Source organism: Conexibacter sp. S30A1, assembly GCF_023330665.1.
GTDB lineage: Bacteria > Actinomycetota > Thermoleophilia > Solirubrobacterales > Solirubrobacteraceae > Palsa-465.
The window spans coordinates 656272-671645 of the sequence record NZ_CP097127.1; the positions used below are offsets into that span (position 1 = coordinate 656272).

At 69.5% G+C, this 15374-nt stretch carries 18 protein-coding genes and 1 tRNA gene; 15 read left to right on the forward strand and 4 right to left on the reverse strand.

Annotated features, from left to right (window positions below):
- Window positions 1-34: 34 nt before the first annotated feature.
- A complete protein-coding gene (locus M3M54_RS03265) occupies window positions 35-322 on the reverse strand; it encodes a hypothetical protein (RefSeq protein ID WP_249020752.1) in 288 nt (95 codons plus the stop codon).
- A 148-nt stretch (window positions 323-470) separates the two neighbouring features.
- Between M3M54_RS03265 and M3M54_RS03270 the strand changes: the two genes are divergently transcribed.
- Entirely contained in the window at window positions 471-1277 is an 807-nt protein-coding gene (locus M3M54_RS03270) for a hypothetical protein (protein WP_249020753.1), read from the forward strand.
- Window positions 1277-1912 carry a hypothetical protein gene (locus M3M54_RS03275; RefSeq protein WP_249020754.1) on the forward strand — a complete coding sequence of 212 codons (636 nt, stop codon included), beginning with the start codon at window positions 1277-1279 and terminating at the stop codon, window positions 1910-1912. The genes M3M54_RS03270 and M3M54_RS03275 overlap by 1 nt, the downstream gene beginning before the upstream one ends.
- A gap of 335 nt (window positions 1913-2247) precedes the next feature.
- On the opposite strand, the gene M3M54_RS03280 is transcribed toward M3M54_RS03275, so the two are convergent.
- Window positions 2248-2742: a hypothetical protein gene (locus tag M3M54_RS03280; RefSeq protein WP_249020755.1), complete on the reverse strand. Its 495-nt coding sequence runs from the start codon at window positions 2740-2742 to the stop codon at window positions 2248-2250.
- A gap of 195 nt (window positions 2743-2937) precedes the next feature.
- On the opposite strand from M3M54_RS03280, the gene M3M54_RS03285 reads away from it, so the two are divergent.
- Window positions 2938-3510: a recombinase family protein gene (locus M3M54_RS03285; RefSeq protein WP_249020756.1), complete on the forward strand. Its 573-nt coding sequence runs from the start codon at window positions 2938-2940 to the stop codon at window positions 3508-3510.
- Here M3M54_RS03285 and M3M54_RS03290 read toward each other — a convergent pair.
- Complete coding sequence (locus tag M3M54_RS03290; protein WP_249020757.1) at window positions 3480-4229, reverse strand: hypothetical protein; 750 nt, start codon at window positions 4227-4229, stop codon at window positions 3480-3482. The two genes, M3M54_RS03285 and M3M54_RS03290, sit on opposite strands and share 31 nt — an antisense overlap.
- 215 nt (window positions 4230-4444) lie before the next feature.
- Here M3M54_RS03290 and M3M54_RS03295 point away from each other — a divergent pair, with 215 nt between their 5' ends.
- The 7 genes from M3M54_RS03295 to M3M54_RS03325 all read left to right on the forward strand — a co-directional run bounded on the left by M3M54_RS03295 (window position 4445) and on the right by M3M54_RS03325 (window position 10087).
- Window positions 4445-4666 (forward strand): hypothetical protein, encoded by a 222-nt coding sequence (locus tag M3M54_RS03295; protein ID WP_249020758.1) that lies wholly within the window; start codon window positions 4445-4447, stop codon window positions 4664-4666.
- Between the two features lie 89 nt (window positions 4667-4755).
- Window positions 4756-5091 (forward strand): hypothetical protein, encoded by a 336-nt coding sequence (locus M3M54_RS03300; RefSeq protein WP_249020759.1) that lies wholly within the window; start codon window positions 4756-4758, stop codon window positions 5089-5091.
- Between the two features lie 250 nt (window positions 5092-5341).
- The gene (locus M3M54_RS03305) at window positions 5342-7660 is read left to right on the forward strand and encodes a phage/plasmid primase, P4 family (protein ID WP_249020760.1); all 2319 of its coding nucleotides are present in this window, start codon (window positions 5342-5344) and stop codon (window positions 7658-7660) included.
- 403 nt (window positions 7661-8063) lie between these two features.
- A complete protein-coding gene (locus tag M3M54_RS03310; protein ID WP_249020761.1) occupies window positions 8064-8264 on the forward strand; it encodes a hypothetical protein in 201 nt (66 codons plus the stop codon).
- Complete coding sequence (locus M3M54_RS03315; RefSeq protein WP_249020762.1) at window positions 8264-8647, forward strand: AlpA family transcriptional regulator; 384 nt, start codon at window positions 8264-8266, stop codon at window positions 8645-8647. Before M3M54_RS03310 ends, M3M54_RS03315 begins: the two co-directional genes overlap by 1 nt.
- A 19-nt stretch (window positions 8648-8666) precedes the next feature.
- Window positions 8667-8837: a hypothetical protein gene (locus M3M54_RS03320; protein WP_249020763.1), complete on the forward strand. Its 171-nt coding sequence runs from the start codon at window positions 8667-8669 to the stop codon at window positions 8835-8837.
- A complete protein-coding gene (locus M3M54_RS03325; RefSeq protein ID WP_249020764.1) occupies window positions 8834-10087 on the forward strand; it encodes a site-specific integrase in 1254 nt (417 codons plus the stop codon). Before M3M54_RS03320 ends, M3M54_RS03325 begins: the two co-directional genes overlap by 4 nt.
- A gap of 42 nt (window positions 10088-10129) precedes the next feature.
- Here M3M54_RS03325 and M3M54_RS03330 read toward each other — a convergent pair.
- Window positions 10130-10203, reverse strand: a tRNA-Met gene (locus M3M54_RS03330).
- Between the two features lie 76 nt (window positions 10204-10279).
- Between M3M54_RS03330 and M3M54_RS03335 the strand changes: the two genes are divergently transcribed.
- From M3M54_RS03335 to aspS, 5 genes are read left to right on the forward strand one after another with little or no spacing between them, the layout of a single operon-like run.
- Window positions 10280-11230 carry a hypothetical protein gene (locus tag M3M54_RS03335; protein ID WP_249020765.1) on the forward strand — a complete coding sequence of 317 codons (951 nt, stop codon included), beginning with the start codon at window positions 10280-10282 and terminating at the stop codon, window positions 11228-11230.
- Window positions 11231-11243: 13 nt separating this feature from the next.
- Window positions 11244-11618 carry a hypothetical protein gene (locus tag M3M54_RS03340; RefSeq protein ID WP_249020766.1) on the forward strand — a complete coding sequence of 125 codons (375 nt, stop codon included), beginning with the start codon at window positions 11244-11246 and terminating at the stop codon, window positions 11616-11618.
- The gene (locus tag M3M54_RS03345) at window positions 11570-12262 is read left to right on the forward strand and encodes an MBL fold metallo-hydrolase (protein ID WP_249020767.1); all 693 of its coding nucleotides are present in this window, start codon (window positions 11570-11572) and stop codon (window positions 12260-12262) included. Before M3M54_RS03340 ends, M3M54_RS03345 begins: the two co-directional genes overlap by 49 nt.
- 28 nt (window positions 12263-12290) lie before the next feature.
- Window positions 12291-13541, forward strand: a complete 1251-nt coding sequence (gene hisS / locus M3M54_RS03350; protein ID WP_249020768.1) for a histidine--tRNA ligase — start codon at window positions 12291-12293, stop codon at window positions 13539-13541.
- On the forward strand, window positions 13542-15308 hold the full coding sequence (gene aspS, locus M3M54_RS03355) for an aspartate--tRNA ligase (RefSeq protein WP_249020769.1): 1767 nt from the start codon (window positions 13542-13544) through the stop codon (window positions 15306-15308). It begins immediately after the preceding gene.
- Window positions 15309-15374 lie beyond the last annotated feature (66 nt).

Genomic DNA, 15374 nt, shown 5'->3' on the forward strand with positions numbered 1-15374 from the left:
TTCTCCCGGGCGCGTCCCGAGTTCTGGCGGTCGGCTATCCCCGGTCCACCGGGCGACTGGCCGGCGTGCGCTTTTCGCGGAGATCGGCAAGGCGTGTGGCAGCTGTTCGCGTGTTGCGCCCAAGCCAACGCCAGTCCGACGTGCCAGCCGGCATCCAATACCAGCCGGGCACCTCCACGGTCATGTCCCGGATGAACGTCGGGCCGATCACCGGGGAGAGCGGAGCGGCCAACGCCTCAAGCATCGCCTGGTCGCGGCCCGGGACGGCCGTTTCCGAGCGATGGTTCGGTGCTTTCAGCGTCGATGGCCGTTGATCATGCACAAACCTGGAATCTAACGCGCCGAGGTGCCAGAAACGTGGTGACGTGTGCCGGTGTGTGTGCCCCCGCTCGCGCGAGTTGGCCTGTGCGTAGATGTGTTTGCGCTCGTGCTCTTGCAGGTTTTCGGGGGGGCCGTGTACACCGGTTCCTATGGCCAACACCACCAGACGCAAGCGGCCGATGACCCGGGCGCAGCTCGAGGCGCTCGCCGCCGGCAACCCGCGTGTCGCCGAACGGATGCGCGAGGGACGCTACGAGCACCGGATCGGCCCCTTCGCAGACAACGACGAGCCCGCGACCATCGACGCGCGTAGGACGGGCATGCCGAAGGATCAGCCGGCGGAGCGTGAGCCGCTGCCTGGCCGCCACCCCGGCGCACAGCAGCCGCCGGGTGGCTGGCCGCAGGACGCCAAAGCCACCGCCGCGGATCTCGCGGAGATCGACGGTGAGCTGCATCTGATCCTCTGGGCCGACGGCGCCGACGAGGAGCACCCGACGATCGCCATACCGTTGAGCGCACCGGCCGAGCGAGACCTGCGGGACGCTGCCCGCCAGCGCAGCACACCCCAGCAGCACCCGCACCAGGACGACGACCAAGACGACGACGTCGAGGAGGATGACGACCTCGACGTCGAGGAGGCCGATGGTGGGGTGCTTGAGGTTGAGCCGGTCGAGATCTACGGGTACGACGTTGACCGCACGCGCAAGCGTGAGCGGACACTGTGGGGGCTCGGGCCCGCGGACGGTGAGCTGGTGCTCGACGAGCACGAGCAACCCGGCCGCGTGAACCTCGAGCTCGTCGACGCGCACGACCGCCAGGTGCTCGTGCGGCTCAGCGCCGGACAGGCTGACTTCATCGGCAAGTGGCTCAAGCCGCCAGACGGCCTGGCAGCACTCCCAGAGTTCGCGATCAACGCTGACGGCGACGAGCTGCGCCACACCCAAGGACCGTCGTGATGGCCGGCGGCATTATCGACGGGGTGCACATCACCCTCAGCGACATGGAGAGCTACCTGCAAGGCCTCGGGCAGCTCGGCAAGACACCCCGCACCGCGCCCTACACCGCCGGGCACGTGTCGCTCACCCCGTCCCAGGTCGCGGCCGCGATGAGCCAGCTCGGATACTCACAAGCGCAGATCAAGGCGGCGATGTCAGGCAACCTGCCAGGCCACGGCTCGCCGGTCGGCAGCGCATTCCAAGGCATCGCCGGCACCCTCGCCGCGCTCGGACCAGAAGCCGCGCCACTGTCAGATCTCTCAGGCTTTGCCGGTGACCTCTTCGGCGCAAGCAGCGACGCAGCAAGCGCCGCCAGCGACCTGCCCGCCAGCACAAGCACCGACACCCCCGCGGCCACCAGCGACCCCACCGAGACAGGCCCGAGCCTTGCGCAGCGTGCACTACCGGCCCTCGGGACCGGCGGCGCGCTCACAGGGCTCTGGGACACCATCAGCAAAGACCTCAAGTACGCGGCGATCTGGGTCGGGCTGGTACTGCTCGGCTTCGGACTGATCTTCGAAGGACTCAGCCGCAACGGCGCGCCCGTACCACGCCCCACCACCCTGCTGCTGGCCGGCGGCGCGGCCGCGGCATAACCACGCGCCCAACAGCGGCCGCTCAGGGCTCCAGCACGCCGCCTGACGCCCCAGGCACACCTTCCCGCATCATCACCCGACCTGCACGGGTGTTAGCCGGCCCCGAGGCCGCGGCACGCTCCACAGCACGCGACCCGCCTCGTCGACGACGCGTAGCGGGCGGCCGCCAGCGACGATTACAGGCTCCCATGCGCTCAGCGGCCGTCGCGAGGCACCGCGGCGGACGGCTCTGACCCACGCCCGCTACCCGTACACCAGGCGGGCACGCCGCCGAGACGTCGCTCGAGGCCTCAGACGACGTTCTGAGCGCCCGCCCATACAGCCAGGAATGGGTCTCAGCTGGGGTTCCAGCCCCAGATCCCACGACCGAGATAGTGAGCTGTCGCGGTCACGCTCGGAGGTATCAGCGGCGGACGGCGGCCTATGAACTGCCAGCGCAGACGCGTGAAGATCAAGCGCCCGTGCACCACCCGCGGGCGCCACTCCCACAGCCGCAACGCGTAGGCTGTGAACGTGCCGTGAGTGCAGTTCGGCTTGCAGTTGCCGACGACCTCGGTCCCGGTCCCGACCGCGCGCGAGGTAGACCAATCGGTCCAGTGGATTGCCGGGAAGTGCTTCGGCGCGCCAGCCCACCCGCGATAGCTGCCCTTCCACGGCCCGACAATGAACGCGTTGCCGTCCTCGGAAACCGTGATCTCAGCCGGCGCGACCTGCAGCCTGCCATTGAGGCTCACCGGACTGGCCGGCAGCCCGTAGGCGAAAGCACCAGCCGCGCCCGCACCAGCGAGGATCACCGCCGCCAAACCCACCAAGAGCCCGAGCCTTCGCACACCGCCTCCCTTCCGTGCACCTGCCGTTCCGCGGGAAGCTACCAGCGCCAGCCGATCACGTGTCGCAGAAACCAACCAATACGCACACCCGCCAGCCGCGCGCGCCGGCAGCGGCCGAGCGCGTCCATTACCGGTGACCACAATCAACGCCTCACGACCGATGCTGTCAACGGCCGGTGAGACAATCGCGGGGCTATGAGCAGCGACGGATCGAAGATCGGCTACGCGCGAGTGAGCACAAGCGACCAGCAGCCCGCGTTGCAGCTCGACGCTCTGGAGGCCGCCGGCTGCCAGCGGATCTTCACAGACCACGCCAGCGGCGCGCTCCAAGACCGCCCGCAGCTCACCGCGGCCCTTGACTACCTGCGCCCCGGTGACACGCTGATCGTCTGGCGCCTTGACCGGCTCGGACGCAACCTACGGCACCTGATCGCGACCGTCGAGGATCTGCACGCCCGCGAAATCCAGTTCGCAAGCGTCACCGAAAGCATCGACACAAGCACCCCCGCCGGCCGGCTGATCTTCCATACCTTCGCCGCCCTGGCCGAGTTCGAGCGCGAGCTTATCCGGGAACGCACCCGGGCCGGACTCGCCGCCGCCCGCGCCCGCGGCCGCCACGGCGGCCGGCGCACGGTGATGACCCCTGAGAAGCTCCGCGTCGCCCGCGACATGTACGCCAGCCGACAGCACACCGTCACCGCGATCGCAAGCACAATCGGCGTCAGCCGCGCCACCATCTACCGGACGCTCGGAACACCGACGAGGTAGGACGGCGCTGGCGCGAGCGCACGAAGCCATCCTGGGTCGCTTGGCAGCGCGACGTAAACGACGATCGGGAGAATCAATCGCACGAGGGTCGTGTCGATGGCGCCCCGGGCTCGAAGGTAACGCTCCGTGATGTACTCGGCGAAATAGCCGCCAATCATCGCGCGATCGTCGGTGAGTGACGGCAGCTCTACGTCGATGTCCTCAGCCAGGGCAGACCCGGTGACGACTCTCTCCAGCACCAGCGCAACCGCATAGACAGACCCAGGGCACTCCAGCACGTCCGGTGCCATCGCCGACAGCCCGGCTCCAACCGCCGGCAGCGCCTCGATCACCGCTCCGTGCTCAACGGCAAGATCGGTCATTTCTACGAGCGCGGCAAGTGGAAAAATCGCGTCGGCGGCATCAACAGGGCTCACGCGTTGCCAGTCCTCAGCAAGCCGGCGTATTCTCGCGACGGTAGATCTGCTGCCGAGCTTTGGTCCTCGGCAACTGTAGTTCGCGGTATCGGTCGCCTCCCGGTGCAGGTGCGCATGAAGCGCGGACCACCATCTGCCTCGCTCGCGACGGTTCCAGGTCGCCTCCGCCCGCGCAAAGGTCGCTAGCGCCCTGCGAGCCCATTCCGCCGAGATCCCCCGCTCACCAGCGCCCGACGCATCGCAACCAAACTCCGCGACGGCGGCGATCACCAGCGCGGCGAGATCGCGGCGCGACGCGGCCACCGGCTCCCCGCGATCGCGACGGCGCAACGTCTCAAGGATCCGGTCACGCAGCACTTTCTCGTCCGGCCCGCACGGCGTCCGGGGCGGCGCAAAACCGATCGCTTGGTGCCGCTCGAAGTCCTTAACCGAACGGTGCCCGAGAAGCTGCGCTCTGGGAATCCCTACGACATCTGACACGTCGTGTAAGTGTCCCAAAGTGTCCAGACAATGAGCCAATGCCACACAAGAGCCGCTCATCCACCGGCGGTTTCGAGGTCCGGGTCTACATACCCGCAGAGCTCCACGGCGAACTCGCGCAGCGCGCGAGGACCTCCGACCGCAAGATCACGGGCGAGACGCTCCGCGCCGTACGCGCATATCTTGCCGATTACGACCGTCTCCAGACGCTCCTCGAAGCGCAAGCCCTCAACCCGGCGAACGGAAACGGGCCGGCATGAGCCGGCCCGACCAAACCTTCGATTCCGCTCGGAAGGCTACACACTCCACCCCGAGCACCGAGCGGATTTCTTGCGTCCGCGCTGCCGCGTTGGCGCTCGAGCTCAGCGCCGGATGGCCGGACCGAGCCGAACGCGCGCTCCTGGTCCTTCTCGGGATCGTCGCCGACGAGCACCGCCAGCCGATCAAGGCGACAACGCTTGCCAACGCGATCGGCGTCGACGTTCTCGAGCTGGACCGCCTCCTGCACGCGCTGGCGCTCCGCGGGCTGGTGTGGACGACCAGGCGACCGCGGCGAGTGAACCGTTACACCCTCCTGTTCGCCGGTGAGCGCGTTCCCACCCACGATAAGGAGCGATACGAGCGATGGGTCCGACACCACTTTGACGGCCCGCGCCCACGGCAAAGCGACGGGAGCGGCATATGACCACCAACCCCCACGCACCCGCGCGTGGCCTACGTGCACTAGCTCAAGCACGAACGCGCCGGCTGCTCCGCGCCCTGAGCTACTGGTACCGATACGAACCGTTTCTAGCCCCCGCGCCGGTGCCGCATCCCTGCCCGCGTTGCGGTGACGTGGTCGCCAACGATGACTACGGGTACACGGTGAGCCCGCCCATGCCGGGGCTCTGCTTCCAGTGCCATCGAGAGCTGTCACCGAGTAGTCCGTGGCGACAATGAGCACCGCAAGCCCGATCGAGCGGGTCCTGGCCGCCCTGGAGCGGGAAGGCTCCGCGTTCCAGGGAAACGGTGTCGGATGGAGGGCTCAGTGCCCGAGTCACGACGACCGCAACCCGTCACTCACGATCACTGAGCGCGAGGGCGGTGGGGTCCTTCTGCACTGTCACGCCGGCTGCAGTCTTGAGCAAGTGCTGGCGACGCTTCAGCTGACAAAGGCAGACCTCTTCGCCAGTGACCAGGCGCAGACAGGCTCACCCGGGGCCCCACGGAACGGGGCCAGGGGACCTGAGCCGCTCCCGGCCGACGCGGAGCTGCAACGCTGGGCCAAAGTCCTGCAGGGCAGCTCAGATGTCCTCGCGACGCTCCGGGAGCGCAAGGGCTGGACCGCTGAGGCGCTGGCCAGTCTCGGAGTCGGGTGGGACGGCGAGCGTGTGACCATTCCGGTTCACGACGGGGTCGGCCAGCTCCTGACCGTCTGCCGTTATCTGCCCAACGCCCGGGTGAAGATGCGCGCGAGCAGAGGCAGACCTCGCGGCCTCTTCCCCGCACCGGAGAGCGTCGAGGGAGAAGAGTTGTGGATCGTGGAGGGTGAGCCCGACGCGATCAGCGCCAGCGTGCTCGGCCTGCCAGCGGTGGCCGTTCCGGGAGTCGGATGGGCGCGAAAGATAGACGTCGAGCGTTTCAGGAAGTTCAAGCGCATCATCGTGCTTTTCGACTGCGACGACCCCGGCCGCCGAGCGGCGGCAACGATCGCCGACCGACTCGCGGCCGCCGGGCTGGAAGTCAGAGTCGTCGATCTCGACCCAGGCAGGGAGGACGGCCACGACCTGGGCGACGAGCTGCTTGAAGCAGTGGCTAGCGGCGGCGTCCAGGCTCTGCACGACCTGCTCGAGACGATGACCGGCAGTACGCCCGCGCACCACGCCCCCGTCGATACGTCACCGCCCGTCGAGTCAACGGCGGTTCCGAGTGTCAGGCGAAACCTGACCGATCTTGGGAACGCGGAGCGCATTGGGGACCAGCACGCCGAAGCGCTGCGTTACGTGCCCGAACTCGGATCCTGGCACGCCTGGGACGGCCGCCTATGGATCCGCGACACGGACGGGGCTGCCGAGCGAGCGGCGAAGCGGACCGTGCGCGCGATCTACGTCGAGGCCTCAGCCGCACCCAGCGATGAGACGAGGAAGCTTGTCGCGGACCACGCAAAGCGGTCAGAGAGCGCGCCCCGTATCCGCGCGGCGCTCGAGCTCGCGAAATCGGACCGGCGGCTGATAGCTCGGGCAGAGCAACTCAACGCCAAGCCGTGGCTGCTCACCTGCGCCAACGGCACTGTCGACCTGCGCACTGGCGAGCTGCGCGCGGCGACGCCGTCTGACCTCATCACGCTCGGAGTCTCGATCCCGTTCGAGCCAAACGCGCCGGCGCCCCGTTGGCTCCAGTTCCTCGAGGAGGTCTTCGACCGCGACCAAGACCTGATCGCGTTCCTTCAGCGGTGGGCCGGCTACTGCCTCACCGGCGAGACGCGAGAGCAGTGCTTCGCGATCCTGTACGGAAACGGCAACAACGGCAAAAGCACCCTGGTGGACGCTCTGCGCCTGACGGCAGGCGAGTTCGCTCACGAGGCTAGGTTCGACACATTCGGCGCGGTGAAGGTCAGCGGGCGCGAACCGCGTGAGGATCTCGCTCGCCTCCGCAGCGCGCGCATGGTCGTCACTAGCGAGCCGGGCAGCCGACGACCGCTGGACACCGAGACCGTGAAGAAGCTCACTGGTGGGGAGCAGCTCGTGTGTCGTGAGCTCTACGGCCAACCGTTCGCTTACAAGCCGTCGTTCAAGTTGATGGTGCAGACGAACCATCGGCCGCGGATCTCGGCCGACGACGATGCGATGTGGCGACGCGTCAGGCTGATCCCGTTCGAGCAGGACTTCGAGGGCCGCGAGGACAAGACACTCCCCGAGAAGCTCGCGGCAGAGCAAGCCGGGATCCTACGTTGGGCAGTCGATGGCGCGGTCGCCTGGTACCGGAACGGCCTCGGCTCGGCTTCGGCGATCACCGACGCGACGGTCTCGTATCGAGCCGACGAGGACCAGGTTGGCCGCTTCCTTGCGGACTGTTGCGAACGCGACCCCGAGAAGGCGACAGGCACCGGCGTCTTGCGGTCTGCTTATGAGGGTTGGTGTGAGCGCGAAGGCGAGAGACCGCTCGCCGCGAACACGTTCGGCACACAGCTCAAGCGCCACGGCATCACAAAGCGGGACGCGACGGCAAGCGATGAAGCGGGGAACAAGCGCGTGTACACCGGAGTAGCGCTGTGAGACGCAGATACGCACAGCTGAGCTGGGGGAGCTGGGGCATGGTTTCCCCAGCTCGATCCCAGTCTTGGCGGGGTTTCCCCAGCTCCCCCGGTTTAGGTGTGAAAGTCTGGCTAGTAAATGGCTCACGCGAGACAGTTCCCGACCCAGACTGGGGAAGCTGGGGGAACTGGGGGAAAGGCGGCGCGGACTCCGGGTCGTCGCCGATCTACGAGCACCGCAACCGCAGGCGATCGTGGGCCCCGCTGTCGCCCGTTTGGCGGACTGGACGACTGGCGGATCGGCAAGCAGATCCGCGGTGCCCCGCAGCGAGGCTGTCGTGAGCCTAGGGCCCTATCAGCTCCGGCCGCTCGTGCGCGCCCCTGATGCAACGCGCGGCCCGCGCGGGTGTCGGATCGGCGATGTGGTGGTCGCGGAGCGTTCGCGCTGGCGGGTGGTCGCCATCGACCAGGCGCGGCATGAGGCGGTGTGCTCGCTGATCGCCGGCGCGCGGGTGCTTCACCGCTTCCGCGCCCGTCAGATCACGCGGGTCGAGAGGCAGGCGTCGCAGGCGGCCTCAAGCGACGCCACGACACCGGGGCTGCCTCGATTCGGGAAGCTGGGCTGATGGCACTTGATCTTCTCAGCGAGCTGCTGGAGCAGCTCCAGGCGCAGCCGCAGCGAGCGGCCGAGCTTGCGCCGCTGCTGGCGCCGTACCTCAGGCCGGAGCCCGCGCCGGTGGAGGAGCGGCTACTGAGCGTCCGGGACGCCGCACAGTTCGCGGGCGTCTGCGAGAAGACGATCCGTCGAGCGATCGACGACGGGGAGCTGCCCGCGCAGCGTGTCGGCGAGCGGGTGATCCGGCTGCACCGTGATGCGGTCGAGGACTGGGTCGACGCAGCGCCGGCGCGTCGCGCGGTCGGCAGGCCGCGCCGGCGCCAGGCGAGCCACGCCGTGCCCGGGACCGGCGCCGTCGCGGACGCCTTCAGAGCTCTTGACAGCAGATGCTAGCACATGATAGATGTATGGTATGGCCGATCAACCGAAGCACTCAAAGCCGCTCCCGGTCCGCATATCGCCCGAGCTCCTCGAGCGGATCGACGCCGCCCGCGGGCTCATCCCGCGTGAAACGTACGTCCGTCACCTGCTCGGCCTGGCGCTCGCCCAGGTCGAGGCCGGCGAAGCGGAGCCGAGTCGATGAGCGTCGGCAAGCGGGAGTGGAATGACCGGGCAGGCAAGCGCCAGCGTGCCTACCAGGTCCGCTACCGGGACGCCGCGGGCAAGCAGCGCTCGCAGACCTTCAGCCGCAAGGCGGACGCTGACGCCTACGACGCCAACATCACGCGCCTGAAGCGCCTCGGGACGCTGGCGGCGCTCGACGCCGGCACCGAAACACTCGCCGAGTACATGGCGAGCGTGTGGCTTCCGACCTACGGCCCCGCGCTGGCAGAGCAGACACGCCGCGACTACGCCCGGCTGTGGGCTCTCTACGTCGACGATCAGCTCGGCATGGTGCCGCTGCGCAACCTCACGCCGGAGCTGCTCGCCCGCTGGCAGGCCGACCACCTGGCCGCCGGCGCCGGCCCCGAGCGCGTCCGCAAGGCACACGCGCTGTTGAGCAACGTCCTGCAGCGCGCGACGGAGGCCGAGCGGATCCAGCGCAACCCAGCCAAGCTAGTGCGCAAGCCGAGGGCCGCGGCACGCGCGAAGCCGCGGCCGCTGGCGCCCGTGACCGTCGAGGCTGTCCGCGCCGCGCTGCTCGATCCCGAGCCGACCCGTGTCGCGGCCGCTGCCGCCGGTCAGCGCCAGCGCCGCGGCTACCTGCTGCCGGCCGCCCGCGGCGCGCACGAGCGACACCGCGACGCGGTGCTGGTCTCCGTGCTTGCCTACGCCGGCCTGCGCCCGGGCGAGGCGCTCGCGCTGCGCTGGTCAGACATCGGCGAGACAGCGATCAGCGTCTCGCGCGCCGCGGCACTCGGGAAGATCAAGGCCACCAAGACCGGCACCGCCCGCAGCGTCCGACTGCTCGCGCCGCTGGCCAGCGACCTGCGCCGCTGGCGGATGGCCTCAGGCCGACCCGGCGGCAGCGCGCTCGTGTTCCCCGCCGCCGCCGGCGGCGTCTGGGGCGAGAGCGACTGGCGCAACTGGACCAGACGCAACCTCAAGCCCGCTTTCGCGGCTGCTGGCGTCGACGCCCGACCCTACGACCTGCGCCACAGCTTCGCGTCGCTGCTGCTTCACGAGGGCCGCAACGTGGTCTACGTCGCGCGCCAGCTCGGGCACAACGCCACGCTCACGCTGACCACCTACGGGCACGTGATCGACGAGCTCGAGGATGCGCCGCAGCAGCCGGCTGTGGACGCAATCGAGGCCGCGCGAGCGGGCGCCGAAGCGAAATCATGTGCACATGGTGTGCACATAGAAGCCCGGTCACCGGCTGCGAGCCTCTGAGCCACTTCGGCGAAGGTGCCGGTTTGCAGGGAGAAAGGTCGATGCCGGAGGAGGGACTCGAACCCCCGACCTTGGGATTATGATTCCCCTGCTCTAACCGACTGAGCTACTCCGGCAGGTGCGGCTACGGCAGTCTATAGGCTCGCGCCGCCGGGTACCCGCACGCCCGGCGCCGGGAGAGGACTCAAAGCAATGCTGCTTGCGATACCGAATTTCTCTGAAGGGCGCGACCGGGCGCGGCTCGACGCGATCGGCGCGGCGCTCGTCGCAGGCGGCGGTGTGAGCCTGCTTGACATCCACAGCGACCCCGACCACAACCGCAGCGTCTTCACGCTCTGGCAGCGTTCCGGGGCCAGCGGACACGGCGGGGCGGGTGTAGCTGGTGGCGTGAGCGGGGCGCCGCTGGCCGACGCGCTCACGGCCGGCGCGCGCCGGGCGATCGACCTGCTCGACATCGCCACCTACCGGGGCGCACACCCTCACGTCGGCACCCTCGACGTCGCGCCGATCGTCTACATGGAGGACGCGGAGCGCGGCGAGGCGTGCGCGCAGGCGCTGGTGCTCGCCGACCGGCTCGGCAGCGAGCTCGAGATCCCCGTGTTCATCTACGGCGAGCTCAGCGGTGGACTGGTGACGCGCGCACAGATCAGGCGCGGTGGGCCGCAGGTGCTGCAGGCCCGGATCGACGCGGGGGAGCTGGCGCCCGACTTCGGCCCGGCGCGCCTGCACCCGCGCGCCGGTGCGGCGCTGGTCGCCGCGCGCGGCCCGCTCGTCGCCTTCAACGTCGAGCTCGCGCCGCCGGCGAACCTCGAGACGGCGCGAGCGATCGCGGCGCTGATCCGCGAAGGCGGCGCCGAGGGACTGCCGGCGGTCCGCGCGATCGGCCTGACGCTCGAGCACCGTGATGGCGTCGCCCAGGTATCGACCAACCTCGAGGACTACCGCCGCACGAACGCCACCGCGGTGCTTGCGGCGATCGCCCGGCACGCCCGTCCGCTGCGCGCAGAGGTGGTGGGGCTGCCGCCCCGGGCCGCATTCGACGGCTTCCCTGAGGAGCTGCCGGTGCTGCATCGCCGCCACCTGGAGGACGCGGTCGCGGCGGCCGCCGCGACCGGCGCTGACGCCGCTGCATGGAGCGACTAAGCTCCCTCTGAGGATGGCTCAGTCCAAGCGCAAACGCCACACCAAGCACCGCGGCAACGCCGCCGGCATCATCGAGACGCGCGGACGCACGGGTCGTCCGCTGAAGGCCTCTGAGCGCAAGGACCTGGACCGTAATCAGCGCCGCGAGGAGCGCCTGAACCGCAAGCCGACGTGGCGCAGCGCCGCCCAGCGGGCGGCGCTCGCGGGCGTGATGATGTTCTTCGTACTGCTCTTCTTCGGCCCGAAGAAGAGCAGTGACCGCGTGCTCTCGGCGGTGATCTACGCGATCATGGCGATGATCCTCTACGTGCTGCTCGGCTACTACATCGAGATCTACCTGTGGCGCCGGCGGATGGCAAAGAAACAGGCTCAGGCGGCGCCGCGGTGATCGACGTCCACTGCTACACGGTTGGGCCGATCCAGGAGAACTGCTACATCGTGCGCACCCCTGGATCGGAGCGCGCGGTGATCTTCGATCCGGGTGAGGAGGCGCCACGCCTGACGGCGGCACTCGGTGAGCTTGGCATCAGCACCGTCGAGGCGATCCTCATCACCCACTGCCACTTTGACCACGTCGGTGCCGTGGCCGCGATGCACGCGGCCACCGGCGCGCCGGTGTGGTGCCCGACACTCGAGACCGGCATGCTGGAGAACATCAGCTCCCGCCTGTTTCCGGGGATCGGCCCGTTCGAGGGCTATGTGGCGGACCACACGCTTGCCGGCGGCGAGGTGCTCGAGCTCGCGGGCATGACGTTCGACATTCGCTTCACCCCCGGTCACAGCCCTGGACACCTCACGTACTCCGTGCGCGGCGAGGACGCGCTCTTTTCAGGCGACGTGCTGTTTGCAGGCTCGGTCGGGCGCACGGACCTGCCCGGTGGTGACTGGCCCACGCTGCTCGCCTCGATCGAGTCGCTGATCGCCGAGTTCCCGCCGCAGTCCCATGTCTACCCGGGCCACATGGGGCCCACGACGCTCGGACAGGAGCAGGCCACCAATCCGTTCCTTCGCGAGCTGGCCGAGCGCGCGTGAGCGCCACGCCAGGCAGGGCGCCGCGGCGATGATCCAGGCGCCGAAGGGAACCTATGACGTACTGCCCGCCGACCAGCCCGCACGGCGGCTGCTTGAGACCCACGCGCAGCGGATCCTCGGCGCCGCCGGCTACAGCCGCATCGAGACGCCCGCGTTCGAGGCGACCGAGCTGTTCGCGCGCGGGGTGGGCGAGGCGACCGACATCGTCCAGAAGGAGATGTACAGCTTCGACGACGGCGGCGGGCGCTCGCTGACCCTGCGCCCGGAGGGCACCGCCCCCGTCTGCCGCGCCTACATCGAGCACGGCATGCACAAGCTCCCGGCGCCGGTGAAGCTCTGGTACCTGTCCTCGTTCTTCCGGGCCGAGAACCCGCAGCGCGGCCGCTACCGGCAGTTCTGGCAGGTGGGGGCGGAGGTGATCGGCGCCGCCGGGCCGGAGGCCGACGCCGAGTTGATCGTGCTGCTTTTGGAGCTGCTCGAGGAGATGGGCGTGAGCGGCACAAGGCTGCGCCTGGCCTCCCTGGGCCAGCCGGAGACGCGCGGCGCCTACCGCGCCGAGCTCTCCGAGTACCTGCGCGCGCACGCCGACGAGCTGGCTCCGGAGGTGCGCTCACGGATCGAGCTGAACCCGATGCGCGCGTTTGACTCAAACGACCCAGGCACCCGGGCGGTGATGGCCGGCGCGCCCAAGCTGATTGAGCGCCTCGCTCCCGAGGACGCCGAGCACTTCGCCGGCGTGCGGGCGCTGCTTGACGCCGCCGGGGTGCGCTACGAGATCGACCCGACGCTCGTGCGCGGCCTTGACTACTACACCCGCACCCTCTTTGAGTTCACCAGCGACGCGCTCGGCGCTCAGTCGGGGGTCGGCGGCGGTGGCCGCTACGACCGCCTGATCGAGCAGCTCGGCGGCCAGGCCACGCCCGGGATCGGCTGGGCGGCCGGGGTGGAGCGGATCCTGCTGGCGGCGCCGGTGATGCCGGCGGCCGCGGAGCTGGTCGACCTGCTCGTCACGGTCGCCGAGCGCGACTCGCGCCCCGCCCGCGCGGTGGCCTTTGAGATCGCGCGCGAAGCGCGCCGCGCCGGCCTGGCCGCGCAGCTCGAGCTGACCGGCCGCTCGCTCAAGAGCGCGCTCAAGCACGCGGATCGCCTCAAGGCCCGCTACGTTGCAATCGTGAACGACGCTGACACAGCGCAATTGCGGGACATGACCGGTGGCCAGCAGCACGAGCTTGCAGGCGGCGCCGTGGTCGCCGCGATCTTGCGCGGGAGCCGCCTGTAGATGCGGCTCTCACCGGCGGCGAACCACTACCGCGACGCCTGGGCGGCGGAGCTCACGGCCGAGCGCACCGGCTCGAGTGCGCGGGTCGCCGGCTGGGTGCACCGGCGCCGCGACCACGGCGGCCTGATCTTCATCGACCTGCGTGACCGCTCCGGCCTGGTGCAGCTGGTCTTTCACCCCGAGTCGGCCCCGGAAGCCCACGCGGTTGCCCACGGCCTGCGTTCCGAGGACGTGATCACCGTCTTCGGCCTGGTCGTCGCGCGCGAGCCCGAGAACGTCAACCCCAACCTCGTGACCGGCGAGATCGAGCTGGACGTCTCAGAAATCACGCTGCTGGCCGACGCCGACACACCACCCTTCCCGGTCGACGACGACGGTCCGGTCGATGAGAACCTGCGCCTGCGCCACCGCGCGCTTGACCTGCGCCGCGCACCCATGCAGGAGGCGCTCGCGCTCCGCCACCGGGTCGTGCAGACGATGCGCCGCGTGCTTGACGAGCGCGACTTCCTGGAGATCGAGACCCCGTTCTTGACCCGCTCGACACCCGAGGGCGCCCGCGACTTCCTCGTCCCCGCCCGCACGCAACCCGGCTCCTTCTACGCGCTGCCGCAATCCCCACAGCTGTTCAAGCAGCTTCTGATGGTCGGCGGCATGGAGCGCTACTACCAGATCGTGCGCTGCTTCCGCGATGAGGACTCGCGCGCCGACCGCATGCCCGAGTTCACCCAGCTCGACGTCGAGATGGCGTTCATCACGAGCGAGCAGGTGATCGAGCTGACCGAGGCGGTGCTGGGCGCCGTGTTCGAGCGCGAGGGCTTCACCGTGCCGGCCCCACCATGGGATCGGATCACCCACGAGGAGGCCATGCGCCGCTTCGGCTCAGACCGTCCCGACCGCCGCTTCGGCCTTGAGCTCACGGATCTCTCAGAGGCCGTGCGCGACTCCGGCTTTCAGGTGTTCGCCGGCGCCCTCGCCGCAGCTTCGGGCGCCGTCCTGGGTCTCAACGCCGGCCCGCGCGAGCTGCCCCGCTCCGACCTCGACGTGCTCACCGAGTTCGCCAAGGGCCACGGCGCCCGCGGCCTGGTCTGGGCTTTCGTGCAGGAGGACGGCTCGCTGCGCTCGCCGATCGCGAAGTTCCTCTCCCAGGCTGAGATTGACGCGATCAAAGCGGCGCTCTCGGCAAAGGCCGGCGACGCGCTGTTTGTGGTGGCCGACACGGCCGGCACCGCGCGCACCGTGCTCGGGGCGCTGCGGCTCGAGCTCTCACGCCGCTTCGCGCTCGTCCCGCCGGGCGCACACGACATCCACTGGGTCGTGCGCTTCCCGATGTTCGCCCCCGACGGGGAGGGCGGCTGGACCGCAGAGCACCACCCCTTCACGGCACCGATCGGCGATGACCTGAGCGACCCGGCCACGCTGCTGTCTGACTCCTACGACATCGTGCTCGACGGCTTTGAGATCGGCGGCGGCTCGATCCGCATCAACCGCCGCGAGATCCAGCAGCGCGTCTTTGAGATCATCGGCCTCGACGAGCAGGAGGCGCAGGCGCGCTTCGGCTTCCTGCTCGACGCGCTCAGGTATGGCGCGCCGCCGCACGGCGGCATCGCGCCCGGAGTCGATCGCATCGTCGCGCTGATCGCCGGCCGAGAGAACATCCGTGAGGTGATCGCCTTCCCGAAGGCCACCAGCGGCGCTGATCCGCTCACCGGCGCGCCCGCACCGGTGGATGACATCCAGCTGCGCGAGCTGGGTCTCAGATTGCGCTGAACGTGTAACGCAAGCGTGCCAATCTGCCCGCGCGCAAGCGGCGCGCGGGCAAGCTGTACGGCATGC

What these genes read in the sequence shown, in the direction of transcription:
- M3M54_RS03270 (WP_249020753.1), top strand. Translation starts at nt 471, where the DNA reads ATGGCCAACACCACCAGACGCAAGCGGCCGATGACCCGGGCGCAGCTC.
- M3M54_RS03275 (WP_249020754.1), top strand. Translation starts at nt 1,277, where the DNA reads ATGGCCGGCGGCATTATCGACGGGGTGCACATCACCCTCAGCGACATG.
- M3M54_RS03285 (WP_249020756.1), top strand. Translation starts at nt 2,938, where the DNA reads ATGAGCAGCGACGGATCGAAGATCGGCTACGCGCGAGTGAGCACAAGC.
- M3M54_RS03295 (WP_249020758.1), top strand. Translation starts at nt 4,445, where the DNA reads ATGCCACACAAGAGCCGCTCATCCACCGGCGGTTTCGAGGTCCGGGTC.
- M3M54_RS03305 (WP_249020760.1), top strand. Translation starts at nt 5,342, where the DNA reads ATGAGCACCGCAAGCCCGATCGAGCGGGTCCTGGCCGCCCTGGAGCGG.
- M3M54_RS03315 (WP_249020762.1), top strand. Translation starts at nt 8,264, where the DNA reads ATGGCACTTGATCTTCTCAGCGAGCTGCTGGAGCAGCTCCAGGCGCAG.
- M3M54_RS03320 (WP_249020763.1), top strand. Translation starts at nt 8,667, where the DNA reads ATGGCCGATCAACCGAAGCACTCAAAGCCGCTCCCGGTCCGCATATCG.
- M3M54_RS03325 (WP_249020764.1), top strand. Translation starts at nt 8,834, where the DNA reads ATGAGCGTCGGCAAGCGGGAGTGGAATGACCGGGCAGGCAAGCGCCAG.
- M3M54_RS03335 (WP_249020765.1), top strand. Translation starts at nt 10,280, where the DNA reads ATGCTGCTTGCGATACCGAATTTCTCTGAAGGGCGCGACCGGGCGCGG.
- M3M54_RS03340 (WP_249020766.1), top strand. Translation starts at nt 11,244, where the DNA reads ATGGCTCAGTCCAAGCGCAAACGCCACACCAAGCACCGCGGCAACGCC.
- hisS (WP_249020768.1), top strand. Translation starts at nt 12,291, where the DNA reads ATGATCCAGGCGCCGAAGGGAACCTATGACGTACTGCCCGCCGACCAG.
- aspS (WP_249020769.1), top strand. Translation starts at nt 13,542, where the DNA reads ATGCGGCTCTCACCGGCGGCGAACCACTACCGCGACGCCTGGGCGGCG.